Annotated in this window: 17 protein-coding genes; 4 read left to right on the top strand and 13 right to left on the bottom strand. The window is 64.9% G+C overall.

Translation table 11 applies throughout. The features are described 5' to 3' along the window. Positions 1-589: 589 nt before the first annotated feature. From AC6I1V_RS10520 to tpx, 4 genes are all read left to right on the top strand, one after another. A complete protein-coding gene (locus AC6I1V_RS10520; RefSeq protein WP_308770507.1) occupies positions 590-1030 on the top strand; it encodes a hypothetical protein in 441 nt (146 codons plus the stop codon). After that, complete coding sequence (locus AC6I1V_RS10515; protein WP_486854047.1) at positions 1017-1448, top strand: hypothetical protein; 432 nt, start codon at positions 1017-1019, stop codon at positions 1446-1448. The genes AC6I1V_RS10520 and AC6I1V_RS10515 overlap by 14 nt, the downstream gene beginning before the upstream one ends. Beyond that, positions 1445-3145 (top strand): cobyrinic acid a,c-diamide synthase CobB, encoded by a 1701-nt coding sequence (locus AC6I1V_RS10510; protein ID WP_486854048.1) that lies wholly within the window; start codon positions 1445-1447, stop codon positions 3143-3145. The genes AC6I1V_RS10515 and AC6I1V_RS10510 overlap by 4 nt, the downstream gene beginning before the upstream one ends. A 290-nt stretch (positions 3146-3435) precedes the next feature. Next, positions 3436-3960 (top strand): thiol peroxidase, encoded by a 525-nt coding sequence (gene tpx / locus AC6I1V_RS10505; RefSeq protein WP_302551459.1) that lies wholly within the window; start codon positions 3436-3438, stop codon positions 3958-3960. Positions 3961-4430: 470 nt separating this feature from the next. Here tpx and AC6I1V_RS10500 read toward each other — a convergent pair whose 3' ends face one another. From AC6I1V_RS10500 to AC6I1V_RS10440, 13 genes are all read right to left on the bottom strand, one after another. Beyond that, positions 4431-4754, bottom strand: coding sequence for a hypothetical protein (locus AC6I1V_RS10500; protein ID WP_486854049.1), 324 nt, complete (start codon positions 4752-4754; stop codon positions 4431-4433). Between the two features lie 118 nt (positions 4755-4872). Beyond that, positions 4873-7200: a phage tail protein gene (locus AC6I1V_RS10495; RefSeq protein ID WP_486854050.1), complete on the bottom strand. Its 2328-nt coding sequence runs from the start codon at positions 7198-7200 to the stop codon at positions 4873-4875. After that, positions 7191-7706, bottom strand: a complete 516-nt coding sequence (locus AC6I1V_RS10490; RefSeq protein WP_302551462.1) for a C40 family peptidase — start codon at positions 7704-7706, stop codon at positions 7191-7193. Before AC6I1V_RS10490 ends, AC6I1V_RS10495 begins: the two co-directional genes overlap by 10 nt. A 61-nt stretch (positions 7707-7767) precedes the next feature. Next, positions 7768-8541: a phage BR0599 family protein gene (locus AC6I1V_RS10485; RefSeq protein ID WP_337431374.1), complete on the bottom strand. Its 774-nt coding sequence runs from the start codon at positions 8539-8541 to the stop codon at positions 7768-7770. After that, on the bottom strand, positions 8541-10199 hold the full coding sequence (locus tag AC6I1V_RS10480) for a hypothetical protein (RefSeq protein ID WP_479858672.1): 1659 nt from the start codon (positions 10197-10199) through the stop codon (positions 8541-8543). The genes AC6I1V_RS10485 and AC6I1V_RS10480 overlap by 1 nt, the downstream gene beginning before the upstream one ends. Then, complete coding sequence (locus AC6I1V_RS10475) at positions 10196-11335, bottom strand: hypothetical protein (protein ID WP_486854051.1); 1140 nt, start codon at positions 11333-11335, stop codon at positions 10196-10198. The genes AC6I1V_RS10480 and AC6I1V_RS10475 overlap by 4 nt, the downstream gene beginning before the upstream one ends. Continuing rightward, positions 11332-12330 (bottom strand): potassium transporter KtrB, encoded by a 999-nt coding sequence (locus AC6I1V_RS10470; RefSeq protein ID WP_486854052.1) that lies wholly within the window; start codon positions 12328-12330, stop codon positions 11332-11334. The genes AC6I1V_RS10475 and AC6I1V_RS10470 overlap by 4 nt, the downstream gene beginning before the upstream one ends. Positions 12331-12365: 35 nt before the next feature. Then, the gene (locus AC6I1V_RS10465; RefSeq protein WP_486854053.1) at positions 12366-13559 is read right to left on the bottom strand and encodes a flotillin family protein; all 1194 of its coding nucleotides are present in this window, start codon (positions 13557-13559) and stop codon (positions 12366-12368) included. 9 nt (positions 13560-13568) lie between these two features. After that, positions 13569-13748: a hypothetical protein gene (locus tag AC6I1V_RS10460; protein ID WP_302551475.1), complete on the bottom strand. Its 180-nt coding sequence runs from the start codon at positions 13746-13748 to the stop codon at positions 13569-13571. After that, positions 13745-14098, bottom strand: coding sequence for a glycogen debranching protein (locus AC6I1V_RS10455; RefSeq protein WP_302551468.1), 354 nt, complete (start codon positions 14096-14098; stop codon positions 13745-13747). Before AC6I1V_RS10455 ends, AC6I1V_RS10460 begins: the two co-directional genes overlap by 4 nt. 203 nt (positions 14099-14301) lie before the next feature. After that, entirely contained in the window at positions 14302-15264 is a 963-nt protein-coding gene (locus tag AC6I1V_RS10450; protein ID WP_302551469.1) for a phage tail tube protein, read from the bottom strand. Between the two features lie 9 nt (positions 15265-15273). Further along, positions 15274-15723 (bottom strand): phage protein Gp37, encoded by a 450-nt coding sequence (locus tag AC6I1V_RS10445; protein WP_486849792.1) that lies wholly within the window; start codon positions 15721-15723, stop codon positions 15274-15276. After that, entirely contained in the window at positions 15720-16142 is a 423-nt protein-coding gene (locus tag AC6I1V_RS10440; RefSeq protein ID WP_486849793.1) for a gp436 family protein, read from the bottom strand. Before AC6I1V_RS10440 ends, AC6I1V_RS10445 begins: the two co-directional genes overlap by 4 nt. Positions 16143-16245 lie beyond the last annotated feature (103 nt).

The following is a 16245-nucleotide window of genomic DNA, read 5'->3' as shown; positions in this document are numbered from 1 at the left end:
CGGTTTCGGCGAAGCCCTTGAGGGGCTCGGCAGACACGGGGACCCCCTTGCTGGATCCGCAATCCTGCATGGACAAAATGGCGGCGAGGCCCCCTTCCATGCGGCGGCGCGTGCGGCTGGCCTTGCCCGGCTCCGGCATACCCCAGCTTTTCCGCACTCACGGCCCTATCCGCCCGGCACGCCGCCCCTCCGGTATGATTGTCCCGTCCGCGTCTGCGCCCCCCCAGCCCTCTCGGCGGCACGGGGCTGCCGAAGCATGCGGATATCCACAGCATGGAAGCCCTCCCCTTCCAATGGAACGGGCCGCCTCCCGTCCGTCCTCAGCGCCAGCCGTACGCGGCGCTACGCAGGCCACGAAGGGTTTCCCGGCGGCAGAGGGGGAAGGCCCAGTACGCCAAAACGTAAAAGGAAGGCTGTGTTATAGAAAACGGTTGATGCTTTTTTCCTTGAAGTTCCAAAGGATTAGCCGATAAAATGCCTTAGCCGCGGTTCCCGCCAAGGGGAAAACCGGAGAAAAAGGCTGTATTTTCACCGCACTGTGGAGATGAAACAACCACACACTATAACAGAGCCAAAGAGAAAACCTGCGATGTCCGATAACTACATTCTGCTGCGGCACCCCCATACGGGCAAGGAAACAAAGGGATATTACGGATTCAGTTGGGACAGCTTCCGAACCTTGGGGTTCGTCTGGTTCAAACGCGGGGCCCCCTCCGGGGGCATGGAATACATTATCTCCCCGGCTGCGATCCTCATCGTGTTCGGCCTCTTTTTCGGCGTGCCTGCGCTCTCGGAATTGCTCGACGGTACTGAAGTTCCCCTGGGCGGCCTCATGATTTCGGGGCACGCTTTAGTAGCCATGCTGGGCCTCGTTGGGCTGCTGCTTCAGAACACCCTGATCTCCTTCTCCTGCAACCGGCGATATACGCGCAGGCTGCTGGACGAAGGCTACGAAATCGTCCCCGCGATCAATGAGAAGGAAGCCCGGATCGCGCTCAACCTTCCGGGAGGCCCCGATGGCCGCCGATAGCTGCATCCTGCTGCGGCATCCCTGCACGGGCAAGGAAACCGCGGGATACTACGGATTCAGCGGGGAAACGCTTCGTTCCTTCGGTTTCTGCCTCAGGAGGGGCAACACTCGGCTGTTCCTCACCGCGCTGACGCCCCTGATCGGTTTTGTGCTGCTTCCCCCCGTGCTTCTGCTGTTTCCCGATGCCCGGAAAATCCTTCTCGCCCCTTTCCCCGGCGCTGACATCCCCCTTTTTGTGCTTTTCCTCCTGATCCTAGGGTTCCTGTGCGTTTGCGAAACGCTGCCCATCACCACGCACGCCAACCGCATCCACACCACGGAACGGCTCAGGCAGGGCTACGCCCTGCCCGCCGCCTCCGCCAACCTTGATGAAGCGCGGGCCGCCCTCAAGCTCCCGCCCTCCCGGAACAACGCATGATCACACCGACTTTCACGGCCCCCCGCCTCGTCGTCTCCGGCCTTTCCGGGGGCGGCGGAAAAACGCTCCTCTCGCTCGGCCTCGTCCGCGCCCTGACGCTTCGCGGCTTCCGCGTCAAACCCTGCAAGAAGGGCCCGGACTACATTGACGCCGCATGGCTCGGCCTCGCCTCCGGGCGCACGCCGACCAACCTTGATCCCTTCTTTTTGACGGATGCCCGGCTGCGTGCGCTTTTCCGCTCCTCATTCGGCGACGCCGACCTTGCCGTCATTGAAGGCAACCGGGGCCTGTACGACGGGCGTGACGTGCAGGGAAGCTGTTCCACCGCGGCCCTCGCCCGCGCCCTCGGCGCACCCGTCCTGCTTACCCTCACGGTCACCAAGATGACCCGCACCGCCGCCGCGGTCATTGCCGGGCTGGCCCGCTTCGAGCCCGTCAACCTCGCCGGCGTCGTCCTCAACCGTGTGGCGTCCTCACGGCACGCCGCCCTCATCCGGCAGAGCATCGAAACGTACACCGGCATCCCCGTCCTCGGAGAAATCCCCCGGCTTGCCGAGAACCCCATCCCCGAACGGCACATGGGGCTCGTCTCCATGCACGACGAAACCCCGGACGCGCCGGGCCGGGCCTCCCTGCTCGCCGCCCTTGATTCCCTTGCCGGGCTTATTGAAAGCCATATGGACGTTGATGCGGCCCTGCGCCTCGCCCGTTCCGCCCCCGATCTGCGGGACGTCGCCCCCTTCTGGGAAGAAGAAAAAGAAAGGGGAGGAAGGGGAGAAGAAGACGCCGCTTTCCGGGAAGCGGACAACATCGGGAAAGGCCCCGGCAACGCCCCCCAGTATGCCGATGCCACGGTTGGGGAGGCCGATATGGGGAGGACACTCCCCAATGATGCACCGCATGGACCAAAATCCGCCGAAAGCGCGCCTTCCGTCCCCTCGCACCCATCGGAACCAGCCGGAGCTCTGGAAGCGTCCGCATCAGCGCTGCTTCATTCCGGCCTTCCGTCCGCTTCTCCCGTGACCATCGGCTTCGTACGGGATGCGGCCCTGTGGTTCTATTATGAGGAAAATTTTGAGGCCCTGCGCCGTGCCGGAGCCGAACTCGTCGAGCTGAGCCTGCTCTCGCCGGAACCGTGGCCCGGCGAGCGCCTTGACGGGCTCTATCTCGGCGGCGGGTTCCCTGAAATGGTTCCGGAACGCCTCACGGATTCCCCGCATCTGGCGGAAATCCGGGAATACTCCATGCGCGGCATGCCCATCTATGCCGAGTGCGGCGGATTTATGGTTCTGTGCCAAGAGTTGCAGATCAACGGGAAACTGTACCCCATGACCGGGATTTTCCCGGCACGGGCGGAGTTCTGCCAGCGCCCGCAGGGCCTCGGCTATGTGGAGGCCACCGTGGAGGCCGAAAACCCGTTCCATCCGGTAGGCGCCCTTCTGCGCGGGCACGAATTCCACTATTCCCGCTGCGTTGCGCTTGGGGAACTTGAGCCGACCCTGCGCCTCTCGCCCGGCGTGGGCATGTCCGGGCCGGGGCACCGCGCCAAGGGGCTTGCGGCGGAAGGCCCGGACAAACTCAAAAGCCGCGACGGGCTCCTTGTCCGCAACACTTTCGCGGCGTATACGCACCTCTTTGCGCCAGCCGTCCCGCACTGGGCCGCCCGTTTCGTCGCGGCCTGCCGAAAGAACGGATGATCTCCAAGGGGGAGGCGTTTTCAGAGCCACGCGCCTCCCTCTCTCCGGGGTTTCCTTCCCGCGTACTTGTAATCTTATCCACCCGTTGCGCTGTGCCTTCCAACCGCCGCTTCCTTTTGCCGACGGGCCGCCGCTGCGCGCATCCCAAAGGAAGGCGGGATGATATATTTCCTGATTTTCTTCTAATCAGGAATTATTTCTATTTACAGGCCATCAGGTTTGGGGTATTCTTATTTCCTACATCACAGAACAACGCTACGCTCCCGTTTTTTGGGGGATGGAGGCTTATTATGATTGAGGAACGCACCGGCATCATCACTTTCCAAGGCAATCCCCTGACCCTTCTCGGCAAGGGCGTTTCCGTCGGCGAAGCGGCCCCGGACTTCTCCGTGCTGGCCAATGATCTCACCCCGCGCACGCTGGCCGACTACAAGGGCAAGGTGCTGGTCATCAGCGTGGTTCCTTCCCTCGACACGCCCGTCTGCGACATGCAGACCCGCCGTTTCAATGCCGAAGCCGCCAAGCTTTCCGACAACGTCCGCATCCTGACCATCAGCTGCGACCTCCCCTTCGCCCAGACCCGCTGGTGCGGGGCCGCCGGGGTCGATGCCGTCGAAACCCTCTCCGATCACCGCGACCTTTCCTTCGGTACGGCCTATGGCGTCGCCATCAAGGAACTCCGCCTCCTCAGCCGCGCCGTGTTCGTCATCTGCGCCGACGGCGTCATCGCCTACGAGCAGCTCGTCAAGGAAGTCACCCACGACGTCGATTTTGAAGCCGCTCTTGAGGCCGTGAAAGCCTGCCTTGAAAAATAGTTCCGCCAAAAGGCGTGAACCTGCCTCCCCGCCGGGTCTCCCTTTCCTTCCTTCCGAGACCTGCCGGATGATACGGCAAAGGCCGCTCCTGAGCTCTCAGGGGCGGCCTTTGTTCTGAGCCGTGTCGTCAACTAGATATAATCCATTACAATTGTTTAACCATTTTCAAGCCACAAAAAATTATTATATAATTTCAATTAGTTATATGTAAAAAATAACAACACGGCCCAGGGCCTGTTCACCAAAAAGAAAAGGCTGTGTTCTAGAAAATGGTTGATGCCTTTTTCTTTGAAGTTCCACAGGGATAACCGACAAAATGCCTTAGCCCTGTATTCCGCCAAGAGGAAAACCGGAGAAAAAGGCTGTATTTTCACCACACTGTGGAGATGAAACAACCACATACTATGACAGAGCCTTTTGCAAATGGTTACCCTCAATTCGGGCGATGCCGCATCTTTCGTCAATCACATTCAATCATTGAAAAAATTCAGCATAGCGTGAAGACGCCCTAGGCGGAAGGCTGCCCTTCCGCCGCTGCCTCCAGCGCCGCCACGCGGGACTTGAGGGCCTCCAGTTCCGTTTGTAGGGACTGTACCGCGTTGGACGGCTCCCAGTTGCCGTTGTCGGCGTTCCACCATGGGGACGGCCCCCTCCGTGCGGCTCCGGTTGTCCATCAGCGGGAGCATCTTCCCAAGCCACGCATTGAGGCGCTGCATGTTCGCCGTCACGATGGCGTTCCAGCCTTGCTGCCCATAAGTAATCGTCTCAAGCCCGGTCGGGGTCAAACTCGCCATTGCGTCTTCTCCTTGCTTGTCTTATCGGGCCGCCCCTCAGGAACCGCAGGGCCGGACGGCCCGGAACTCCGGCCACGGGGAACAGGCCGTTGCCTTCTTATCCATTGGAATGCCCGGTTCAGGCCACGTATTCCCCGTCCTGCGCTTCCACGGTGACGGATGCCGCCGGGGAAACATACCCAAGCTGCCGCGCCGTCACGGACAGCGTGAAGCGCCCCGGACGCGTGAGGGTGATGGACGTGCCGTTGACCGCATAGTCCTCGCCCGCCGCCGTAAGGACGAAATCCCCGGAGAACCCGGCGGGCACCGGCTCGTTCCCGTTCTCGGTGCGCGTCCCGGCCCCGCCGAAAGCGACGTCCACCGGGCTCCAGCTTACGGTGACGGAATCCCCCGTGCGCACCGCCCGCAGCCCGGCGACGGGCCACGGGAACATCGCCTTTCCGGTCACGGCGAAAGGCAGGCCATCCACCCGATCCGCGCCAAGCACCTCATCTCCCGAAACAGGCCGCAGCTTGACGGCATGGGTGCCTATGGGCAGCCCCTGCACCGTATTTTCCTCGCCCGGATACCGGAATACCCAGATCGCCGCCCCCGCCGCATGCGTCTGGATGGGCGTATTCATGTACCCCCGCACCACGCCGGAGAACCGGGTCGTCTCCGGGCCTTCAAGCACGACCGTCTGGAACAGCATCAGCTCATCATCGACGAGCGCCATGCGCCGCGCCCCGAACAGTTCCGCCCGGCTGACCGGGCCGAAGGACGGATCTTCCTTATAGGGCCGGTACAGCAGCCCCCGCGTGTCGTCCACGGCGAGCGTATCCGCCGGGTACGCCTCGGCAAGCGCCCCGTACTGCGCCCACGGAGCCGAAAGCAGCCCAACGGGGCTGTAGTCGGCGTTCGTGGCGGAACGCTCCACGAGCAGCCCTTCCTCGGAAAGCAGCTCCCGCGCCGCCAGCACGAGAACCGTGGGTTCGGAGCCCGTTTCCGGGTTCCGCGGCAGCTCGAAAAGCCGCGTATGCCGCAGGGGAACCGGCGAGAGATCCGGGGCCGACCACGGCGGGATGCCGGTGACCGGCGGGTACACGGCGGGCGGCTGGGCCATCGGATCGGGCAGGGGTTCCCCCGGAGGCACGAATGTCCCGGACAGCCGTTCCACAACCTGCTTGGCCTGAATCGAGATACGGTTTTCGGACAGGTTCCCGCGCACGACTTCCAGCACGCGCACCCGTACCCCGGAAAGGCCGAAACGCGGGTGCGTGATCTCAAGGATCTGCCCCTGCTCGATGTGGGCATAATCACGCGGCACGTCGAACGAAAACGAGGCCGCCGGGTAGGACTCCACGTCCCGCAGCTCCTCAATGCGCCGCTGCGCCGCGCTGCGGTCGGTAAAGGCGGTCAGATCCACGCTCTTCTTGCGCCGCAGCCCAAGGAGCTGGATGGAAGCCGCGTTGTTGGCGGTCACGGCGCGCTCGGAATAGTCCTGCGCCGCGTCGGTGAACTTGCCGGAAAGATCGTTCCATGTCGTATCCCACGCCGCCCGCTTGAAGGAGAAGGAGCCTTCCAGAAAATCGCCTTCGCCGAGCACCGCCGAGGGCGCCGCGTCAGGATCGGGGGCCCGCAGGGACAGCGTCCCGTCGGCCCGCTCGACGAGCCAGCCGCCCACGAACCCAAGCACCTGCATGATGTGCTCGCGTACGGGTTTCTGGCGCGAGAACACGATGTTCAGGCCATAGCCCTTCTGAGCCCAGAACGACGCGGCGGCGGAAAAGCTCGGCTTGTCGATGGAAGGCCACGAGGCCCCGGCGTCAAGGAGCAGTTGGAGGATGATCGCCGCCGGGTTCACGCCGTTGGGCAGGATGGCGTGCTCCAGCGGGATATCCCCGCAGAACCGCACCACGTAATGCAGCGTCGGCATCATGGACACGTTGAAGCCCAGATAGAACTGCCGGAGCCAGACATGGGCCACTCCGGGGAGGCGGCTGGCGTACGGCCCGGCCTGTGCGGGGTAAAACGCGCCCGTGCCGTCGTTCCAGACCTGCTCCGCGCACGGGATGGCCCCGCCCTGTTCCGTAAGCAGCCGATCATCCTGATAGACGCCGACAAGTTCCAGCGGCCCCATGCCGATGCCCTGCCACACGTCCATGCGGTAGTGGTAGCCTTGCAGCACCTTCTGCTTTTTCTTTTTGCCGCCCTTGCCGCCCACGGCGGTTTCCTCATACTCCGGCTCGCTGGAAAGATTGCCGTAATACAGCAGGTTTCCCGGCAGCCTGACGGTGCCGAACACGCGGGGGATGACAGTCCCTTCCTCAGCCGTGGTCAGGCGGAAGGCGTCGAGGTTGGCCGGGGCCATGTCCGCCCCCTTCATGGAGCGCGGCCCCTTGGCGAACAACGCCGTCGCCACGGTCGCCCCGATGGTCACGGCGGCGATGGCAAGCCCTACGCCCATGCGCCCGCCCCCGTTTCAGCGGCGACGATGCGGAAATGCCGGGTCATGCGCCGCAGCCACCAGTTTCCGAGCGGCGTAAACGACACGCCCCTGCCGTTGATGGCGTGCAGCATCTGGAACCCGCCGCCGCTACAGGGCCAGGCCAGCCCGCAATGGTTGGTCACGCGGCGCTCCGTGGTGGAAAACGCCAGCCAGTCGCCCCGCAGGAGCGGCGCATCCACAGGCAGGGAAGCCATCCCCAGCCCCGGACGCAAACAGTCGCGCATGTGCCTGTGGCTGGCCTCCAGCACGTATTCGTCCCGCGTATGCTCGTGCCAGTCGCGGGGGTAATAGCCGTACTCCAGACGGGTCAGCAGCCCGGCATCCACCAGCGCCTGCCCGACGAACAGCGTGCAGTCCGCGCCGCGCCCCTTGCACCGCTGCAAATGCCTGTAGGGTGTCCCGATCCATGACTCCGCCTCAGCGCGGAAGGCTTCCCACGCGGCCTCGTTGCCGAAATAGTCCATAACGATCCTCCCTCTGGAAACGGAAAAGAAGCGCCTTCCCCTGAAGGCCCCCTTCGGCTTCCTATTTGAATCCCCAAACGGCGGGGTTCCGGCTTGGGATGGAGGCGCAGCCGCCGAACCGGGCGGAATTGCCGAAGCGATCCCGGCAGGTGGCGGGCGAGCCGTCGCATCCGGGGTATGCCGTCACGGTTCCGCCGCTGCCCACACGGGAATCGAAGGGCAACTGAAGCGTGATCGTGTCCCCGACATGCGCGACGATGAACCGGAAATCCCCTCCCGCCGCCGCGTACCCGCGCGTGAAATACCCATCAGGGTACGCGGCGAAGGACGGCGACGTCAGCAGATGCCCGTCCACGGACACGGACGCCGCCACGCCCCATGACTGCGCCGCCAGCCCGCACCCGGAATCGAACAGCACGAACTGGCATTGCCCCGAATAGATCATGCGGGGCAGCATGGCATCGAGGATGCAGCTTGACGAAAGGCAGTTGACCGAAACCTGCGCGGCGTCCGCGCCGGGGATCACCTCCAGCACCACGCCGCCGAAAACCTGCACCGTGCCCCCGCCCTCAGGTTCGTGCTCATAAATGTTCACCCGCGTCGGCAGGATGGGCAACGAAGCCAGATACCGGGTGAGCAGCGTATCCATGCACGCCGTCAGCGTCACCGTGGCGGCCTTGCCGTCCACGCTGCCCCGCAGTTCGCCGCGCTCGATGGCGGCGGGCGTCCATTCCGCCCCACGCCACAGGACGGGTTCCCGCGAGGTCGTGAGCGTATGCACGGTGTCGGCTATGATTTCATAAAGTTCTACAATCTGAGGCAATTCTGTACGCATCAGCTTTCCTCCGGCAGGGTGTGGAACGACAGCTCGCACCGGGAAACCCCGGCGGATTCGTGCCGGACGGTTACGCAGTCCGTATCCAAACGGGCGTAATACTCCCGCCCCACCCGTGAAGACGGGGGGACGGCCACGCCGGGCTCGGAATCGAGGTGCAGCGCCAGTTCGCCCACGCCCGCATCTTCCACGGCCACAAGGCGGCGGTTCAGGACATCCCCGCCCGGCAAGGCGATCCACAGCCGCTGGTTGGGGATGAAGCCGTCCTTTGCGCCGTTGTCCAACACGTACAGGATCGCCTTGTCCGCCGCGGCCCCGCGGGTCAGGGTGAAACAGCGGCGCGGATCGCGCACCAGCAGGGCTTTCCAACGCCCCCGCAGGGCTGTGGCCCGATCCAGCAGCCCGGCGAGCTCCGGTTCCCGCAGCAGGTACTTTTGGCGGTGCGTCGATGGGGCCACGTCCCTCCGGGCGCCCAGCTCCATCACGCCGCCGCGCACGGTGCGCAGAGTCCGCAGCAGGGACGAGGTGCCGCCGACGCCGTCGCCCGACCAGTCGGGACGGTGCGGCCAGAGCCATGCGCCGGACTCGGACGGGACGCGGGGCAACGCCCCCAGCGCCGGCTGCGAGCCCGCCAGTTCGCGGAATTCCACCGACCACGTTTCCATCCCGTCGGAAACCACGGCAGGCTCCGCGCTCGTCAGGATGCCCGTGAACAACGGAACCAGCCGCGTGGCGCCCTCCGCGAACACATCGGGAACCGGCGCAGCCACGGAGAGCGTCCGGCCCGCCGGATCTTTTGAAAGCAGGGAACAGGCCATAAACGTACCGCTCCGGCGTTCGTGCAGCATGATCAAATCGCACAGCCGCGTCAGGTTCCAGCAGTCCCCGAAATCCCTGCCGGGCGTGAGCACCTGCCGGGCGGCGTCGATGTCCGCCACATCCAGCGCCTCCTGCCACAAGGGGACGCCGAACACGCGGTCTTTCCCGTACTGGACAAGGTGGTGGAGCCGCTGCCCGTTCACGCCGTCGCCCCAGATCGTGGCCCGGAGCGTCCGCAGGGGGCGCTTCGCCAGCGGGCGGCGCTGTTCGTCGCCGTTTTCCCCCCGCGTCAGCACGGTGTCGAACGCGTAATCGATCTCCAGCCCGTCCGACCAATCGGGCCAGAACGGAAACAGAAGCAGGCGCGACGCCGTGATCGTCAGGCTCCGTTCCCCGATGTCGGTAACGAACGTATACGTCGTATCCTGCTGCGCCGGGCCGGAAGGCAGCACGGTGAGAAGGCCCTTGAGCGCGCCGGTGGGCGGCAGCACCCCCGGACGGAAGCCGGAAAGGGCCGTGCCCGCAGGCGATGCGCTGTTGACGCCGACAAGCCGCACGGGTGCGAACGTCGCGTTCCAGAGCACCACATCAAGCGTTTCCATCCCCGAAAGCAGCCCCAGATGGGCTTCCGTCGGATACAGATGGATCTGCCCGTAAATGAGATCCGCAACGCTCTCGGCCATGCGGCGTTCCGAGGGCCGAGGCAGCGGCGTGGCCTCGTGCCGCACCATGTCCCCCCGGTGCGGGGCGTCGCCCGCCCATGCGCCCGACGTTCCGGGGATGCTGTAGGAGCACTCCGGGACGCCGCCCGCGCGCGGCCACAGCACCTCTGAAATCATGCTTCCACCTCAACGGCGAGGCCGATGGCGTCCGAGTCCGAGATGTCGGGCAGCACCATGAACACCCGGCCCCCGATGCTGATGCGATCCTTGGGCTTGAGCCCTTGCAGGCTGACCGCCCAATACGGCAGCTCGCCCGCGATGCGCACGTCCTCGCCGTTGCAGACGTACAGCAGCGGCTTGATCAGCATGTGCCGGAGCGTCCCGCTGTTCTGGAGGAGCGCCGCGTTGTACTGGGGAACCGATGCGCAGACCGCGCCCTTGTGCGTAGGGGTTATGGTTTTCCCCCCTGCGTTGACGGCCCCGGCAAGGCTGTAGTCGGTGTTCACCTTCCCGATGACGCTGCGCACGGTGACGCTGGTGCGAACCACACTGGGCGCAGGCGTGCCCGCCGTATAGCCGTAGGTGCCTTCCGGCGGGAATCTTTCGACGTTGGCCCCCTTCCAGAGCAGCCCCACATTGCCGTAGTTGTTGTTGCAAAAATAATACTCGTTGCCGACGTCCCTCTGGGCCGCATACAGCGCGGAAAGCATGAGCCCCATTGCGCTGTTCGCGCTCCACGCCGACCACAACACCATGTTGAGCTCCGTTTCATCCGCCCCGCCGTCCGCCGCCCCGAACATCAGGGGCACCCAGCCCGAATACGGCGTATCGGCCCCGTCGGAAAACGTGTAGGCCACCCGCATCGCCGTCATAATGAACGTCGGGCAGACCAGCACGATCTGCTCGGCGACCGGCGGCAAAATCCACCAGCCCGTGGACGTGATGCTGTATTTCCCCGGAGATCTGAGCCAGACGGGTTTTCCGGTCGCCCGCGAGCAATAGCCGTGCGCCAGCCTTTCGGTGAACCGGCCCGGCTGCGCGTCCCATGCCGCGGAAGCGTCGAACCCCGTGTTGCCGTGTACGGCCAGCAGGAAACGCTCCGCGTTGTCGTGCGCCTGCACAAGCCGCAGCGAAAAATAGAGCCGCCGGTTCCCGCCGCCCGTACTGTGCAGGTACAGTTCGCCTTCGGCATCCACGGCGTTTTTGTCCACCGTCCATCCCCCGGCCTGCGCCGCCCCGGCGATGTTGGCGAGCACGCCTTTCTCCGTCCCTACGTTCGTGTAGCTGAAAACCTTGCATGGCTGCGCCATCATTCGTCTCCTATGGCCATAAAGCTATGCCACTCCACCCGGTTGACGTCGGGGAAGAGGGTGTAGCCGTCCACGTCGCTTTCAACGCCGGCCAGCGCGTCGGGGGCCCAGCGCACCCCGTACATCTCGCCTATGGCCGACGCCCCGGCATAGCCGCCCGTATCCTCAAGCTGGATGACGTACATAGGCAGGAGCAGGCGCGGCGTCCCTTCCGGAAACACGATCCCCGTCCCCTGCGTGTCCATCTTCATGTCCGTCTCATAGCCGCTCGACAACCCCAGCAGGCTGGCCGTGGGGCAAATGGCGAAATGCGAAGTCCATACGCCGTCCGGCCTGCAAATCTGATGGCAGGCGTGATAAGAGGAAAAGCTCCCTCCCAGGGGGAACGTGCCCCGCCGCACGAAGGCCAGATTCCGCCTGTGCTGATCCGCGTCGCGCGAACCCGTGCTTGCGGCGGCGTCGTGCCATGTCGTGTACTGCCACAGGCTCGTGTAGCCGTCCGTCAGGCAGGCCAGGGGCCACGGGTTCTCGCCCGGCAGCGAAAAACGCCGGAGCTGCCCCAAATAGGCGTTGGCATACATCCCGTTGCACTCGGCAACGATGGCGACGCGCGCCTTGTTGCTCCAGATCCAGACGTTCATGGCGGCATTCCAGCAAGGCAGGAAGGCATGCGTCCCGCCCTGCCCCGTCCCGTTGCCGTAGGCCGTATCCAGAAACCCCGTTCCGCCCGGCGCGCCGTCGAAGGCCTTGTAGACCTTGCAGACCAGCCCGCCCTTCACGCCGTCGGTGTACGTCGCGGCATAAAGCCCCACGTACACCTCTTCCGAACCCGCCAGCCCGGTATTGCGGAAGACCGCCGCCGGGCCCCATTCCAGCGAATCCCGGCGCGCCGCCGTCCAGTCGCGGCCCGGCGTGCCCGGATCGCCCGTGATGAAGTCCGTCACTTTGGCCAACAGATCCGCATGGCTGGCCGCCGTCATCTTGCCGCTGAATGCCATTCTTTCCTCCTCAGGCGCACGGCCCGCGCAGGGCGTCAGGGGGCAATCCCTTCCTCGCCCAAAATATTGATGAGCACGCGCCGCCCCCGCGCCGAAGCCAGCGCCCGATCGAATTCGCGTTGAAAATCCATGACGTTGATCACGGTCAGCCCCTCGTTGCCGGACGCCCTGCCCCCGCCCTCCGTCAGGGAGGCGTTCCCGATCTCGCCGCCGAGGGCATAGGCCGTGCGCTTGCCCCCCGATGCCGGGAGGCGCGGCGACGCGAACGGCTCCAGCAGTTCGCGGGGGACGCTCCGACGCCGCAGCGCCTCCAAAGCCGATACCCCGTAATGCCGCACCGTGGGCCTGTCGAGCATGTATTCGCCGGGCGTGGCGCGGATCAGCACGTTGTCCGCCCGCTCGCCTTTATCCTGCCCGCCGATGAGCCCGCCGAACGCGAACCCCTTGGGCTGGGTACCCTTGATGGCGGCAACGCGGGCCATGCCCGCGGCGACGGCGGTGGCGGCCATGATCGCGCCCACCACCGGGCCGCCCCACTCCATCCCCTGCGCATACGCGGCCTGAGCGGCCTTGTAGGTGCTGATGGTGGCCTCGGCGATGGCCAGAGCCTGATACAACTGGTACACGCCCTTGCTCTGGGCAAGGCCGGACTCATAGGCCTGCTTCATGGCGTCCGCCATGCCGCCGGCCAGCGACAACGCCCCTTCAAGCCGCTGGGCGTCGATCGCCTTCTCGCGCTCCGCCTGCTCAGCCTTGATGGACACTTCCCGATCCGCCTGCGCCCGCCGCTCCTCAGCCCAGCTCCGCCCATGCGCCGCAAAAGCTTCCAGCTCGGCCTGATACGCGTCCTTCCGGGCTTCCAGCTCCTGCGCCATCCGCTCGGCCTGTTCCGAAGCGTTTTCCCGCTCCATGTCAGCGGTTTCTCCCGCCTGACGCCGCCGCTCGGCATAATAGTCCGCCATCACCTTGCCGCTGTCCCGGAATGCCGCATCCAGCTCCCGAAGCGCCCCCCTGGACAGCCCTTCCATCCGCTCGGCGGCCCCTTCCGCCAGCTTCCCCAGATCCGGCCCGGAAACGGCCTGCCCCGACGCCTTGTTCAGCGCGGAGACATCAGCCCGGAGCAAGGCCACCAGTTCCCGCACATTCGAGAGCGCCCGGCCCATATCCTTCAACCCTGCGGAAACCGAATCCTTGAGGCTGAGTTCCAGCGTATAGCCGCCATGTCCCATGTCCCGCTCCTATGCTTCCAGAAAGGCTTTGAACTGCCGCCCGTCCGCGTGCAGCGCCACGCGCAGGGCAAGGGCGGCGTCCTTCATGCGTTCGTCCCGGCGCTGCGCCTCGGCCTCAAGCGCCGCGGCGAACGCGCTCCAGCCGTACTCGAACACGTCCCTGTGCCCGGCCCCCGCCAGCCGCATCACCGCGCGGAGGAGTTCCCGTTCAGGGCCGCCTCCATCAGATCGCCGCGCAACTGAGCCCGGAACGCCTCCAGCACCCTGCCGAAGCCCAGCGCCCCGGCTATCCTGAAAAAAGCCGCGTTGACCTCCTTGACCTGCTCCCACAGCAGTTCAAGCTCGCCGGGCGTCATGTCCATAAGGTCATTGGTGGTGAGGTTGGACATCCTCGGCAGCAGCCGCTCCAGATCATGCACCAGCGGGCCCTTGCCGAACTGCTCGCACATATCCAGCACTTCGCGCACCGTCAGTTCCTGAAGGCGCACGTTCAGGGTGCCCTTGTCGTTTTCCATCGTGAATTCGGTTGATTTTCGCATTGGGTATCCTTGTCGGGAAAAAATGATGCGGGGGAGGGAAACCTTTCTGAAGAAAGGTTCTCCCTCCCCCGCGCCCCCTCCCTTCCCAAGACTTTCGGCTGGTGGGGAGGCGGCGCGGAGTGAGTCCCTGCCGCTTGGAAGTGAAAAAAAGGAAGGCCGTTCTTCAGGGAAGGTTTCCCTTATTTTCACAACAAGTTTTGTGGTTATCCGAGATAGCGCACCCGGAAGAACGGGCTTTCGGGATGGTTCAGATCATCGGCGAGCACTTCGCCGGTCATGGGGATGGAGGCCAGTTCCTCGCTGATGAGGCCGACCTCGCCGCTGAGCGAAAGGGTCACCTTCCAGCACTGCACGACAAGCCCCGGCCCCTGATCGGGCTGGCCCACGAACAGCAGTTCGCCGGTGACGTCGCTGGCGGTCAGCGCATCAATAAGCTGTTCGTCGGAAGACTCGCAATCCGCGGTCAGGAAGACCGTGTCGGCGGAGCAGGATTCGCGGACGCGCAGCAGCCCGGTGCGGGCATTAAGATCGTAATCGACGCCCTGACGGTAGCGGACGGTCGGCTCATCGGCCTTGTCCGTGAGCACCACGTCGGCGACGCGGGCGATGCCCTGCAACGTGGCTTTGATTGCAGAGGCGGCGATCTCCTCGCCGGGCACAAAAGCCCCCTGCACGTTCACGCACTCCAAAGCCCCGTCCTTCGCATAGGCGACGGTCGCCGTGGCGCTGGACGTCGAGCCCACCACGGAGGAGCCGGGCGCGAACGTCCCCCCGGTCACCTTGCCGTGCTCCAGGCGCGTGAAGCCGAGCCTTTCCTTGCCCACGAACGTATACAGGCCCTTATTGGCGTTGATCGCCTGCCCGGATACCGTTGCGGCGGCCTGCATCTGTTTCGCCACCGCCGCGCCCTTGAAGGCCCGGAGAATATTCCCGGTGGTGAATTCCTCCAGCGTGAAGGCCACGGCCGCCCCCTTCTGGGTGACGAGCTGGAGATCCTTGGCCTTCGTGCCGCTCATCGAACTGAAATGCTCCAGCTTTTCTTCGGTCAGGCTGATGGTGAAGGCCGGGGCGTTGCCGAGATGGTCGTACCCCTCGCTCCCCACGGCGCGGAAAAACAGCTCGCCCTTGCCGTACAGGTAATTCCTTGTCTGCGGACTTGCAGCCATATCCAATCCTTACAGTGCAATATTGTGTATGGTCGAAACGGTCATGCGGTAGACGCTGGCCCCATCCAGAACGAACCCCCGGATAGAGGACGGCAGGCATGGCCCCATGCCCGGAAGGGGCGGCACGCCGAGGAGCCGCTCCCGCGCCGCGGCAAGCAGCGCATAGGTTCCGGGGTGCCCCGGTTCCGGCTTTTGGCCGTTTGCTTCCGAGCGGTAACTTTTATCCATGACGTAAACCTCGAACTCCATGCGCTCCTCAAGGCGGCGGCCCGAAGGCGTGAACGCGGGAGAACCCGCGTACAGAACCAGCACCGCCGGGAACCCGCGCCGCAGCCGGGCCCATGTGTCCTTGCCCGGCTGCCCCTGAAACGCCGCTACGGTCTTCGCGCCCGGCGTTTCCTTAAGCGGCTCCAGCAATCCGAGGATCGCATCCTCAACCTCCATCGGCGTGCGGCTCACGGCGTCACTCCATCCCACGGGCGGGTGCCCGGTTCGAGCAGCACGGCCCCCGGCGTTTCCGTTCCCGCAGGGGGCAGGCCGGGAATGCCCGCCTTGCCGTCCGCAACGTCGCGCAGCCAGTTGAGCGCCTTGACGTAACGCTCGCGGATGGGATCGGTGTCGCGGATGTCGCCCCCGGTGAGCCGGTACCGGGCAATGTCCCCGGTGACCGAAACCACCACGGGCGGGATCGGCTCAGAGCCCGAAAGCGGCGTCGCATAGCGATCTGCAAGATAGCTGTCCACTTCCGAAGATGCCCGCTCCAGCGCGTCGGAAATGACCGTTTCGTCGAGTTCGCCCGTGCCCCGCCTGTCCGAAAGCGTGCGGATTTCTTCCGCCCCGAACAGGCTCACAAGCTGATCAAGCGTGGCGTATGCCATACAGAAATGCCTCCGGCGGCGATCCGCCCATTTTCGTTCGGCTGAGGCGGGTCCCTCCGCCCCTGCTCCGGCTGAAGCCGTGCGGGGGAGGAGCCCAAGGAAG

It is taken from the genome of Bilophila sp. T19-St14 (assembly GCF_059728385.1).
Note: the sequence above shows the minus strand (reverse complement) of the source record. Positions and strands in the feature narration are given on the sequence as shown.

Bases quoted from the DNA above. Each gene is read 5' to 3' on its own strand.
- AC6I1V_RS10520 (WP_308770507.1), top strand. From the start codon at position 590: ATGTCCGATAACTACATTCTGCTGCGGCACCCCCATACGGGCAAGGAA.
- AC6I1V_RS10515 (WP_486854047.1), top strand. From the start codon at position 1,017: ATGGCCGCCGATAGCTGCATCCTGCTGCGGCATCCCTGCACGGGCAAG.
- AC6I1V_RS10510 (WP_486854048.1), top strand. From the start codon at position 1,445: ATGATCACACCGACTTTCACGGCCCCCCGCCTCGTCGTCTCCGGCCTT.
- tpx (WP_302551459.1), top strand. From the start codon at position 3,436: ATGATTGAGGAACGCACCGGCATCATCACTTTCCAAGGCAATCCCCTG.
- AC6I1V_RS10500 (WP_486854049.1), bottom strand. From the start codon at position 4,754: ATGGCGAGTTTGACCCCGACCGGGCTTGAGACGATTACTTATGGGCAG.
- AC6I1V_RS10495 (WP_486854050.1), bottom strand. From the start codon at position 7,200: ATGGGCGTAGGGCTTGCCATCGCCGCCGTGACCATCGGGGCGACCGTG.
- AC6I1V_RS10490 (WP_302551462.1), bottom strand. From the start codon at position 7,706: ATGGACTATTTCGGCAACGAGGCCGCGTGGGAAGCCTTCCGCGCTGAG.
- AC6I1V_RS10485 (WP_337431374.1), bottom strand. From the start codon at position 8,541: ATGCGTACAGAATTGCCTCAGATTGTAGAACTTTATGAAATCATAGCC.
- AC6I1V_RS10480 (WP_479858672.1), bottom strand. From the start codon at position 10,199: ATGATTTCAGAGGTGCTGTGGCCGCGCGCGGGCGGCGTCCCGGAGTGC.
- AC6I1V_RS10475 (WP_486854051.1), bottom strand. From the start codon at position 11,335: ATGATGGCGCAGCCATGCAAGGTTTTCAGCTACACGAACGTAGGGACG.
- AC6I1V_RS10470 (WP_486854052.1), bottom strand. From the start codon at position 12,330: ATGGCATTCAGCGGCAAGATGACGGCGGCCAGCCATGCGGATCTGTTG.
- AC6I1V_RS10465 (WP_486854053.1), bottom strand. From the start codon at position 13,559: ATGGGACATGGCGGCTATACGCTGGAACTCAGCCTCAAGGATTCGGTT.
- AC6I1V_RS10455 (WP_302551468.1), bottom strand. From the start codon at position 14,098: ATGCGAAAATCAACCGAATTCACGATGGAAAACGACAAGGGCACCCTG.
- AC6I1V_RS10450 (WP_302551469.1), bottom strand. From the start codon at position 15,264: ATGGCTGCAAGTCCGCAGACAAGGAATTACCTGTACGGCAAGGGCGAG.
- AC6I1V_RS10440 (WP_486849793.1), bottom strand. From the start codon at position 16,142: ATGGCATACGCCACGCTTGATCAGCTTGTGAGCCTGTTCGGGGCGGAA.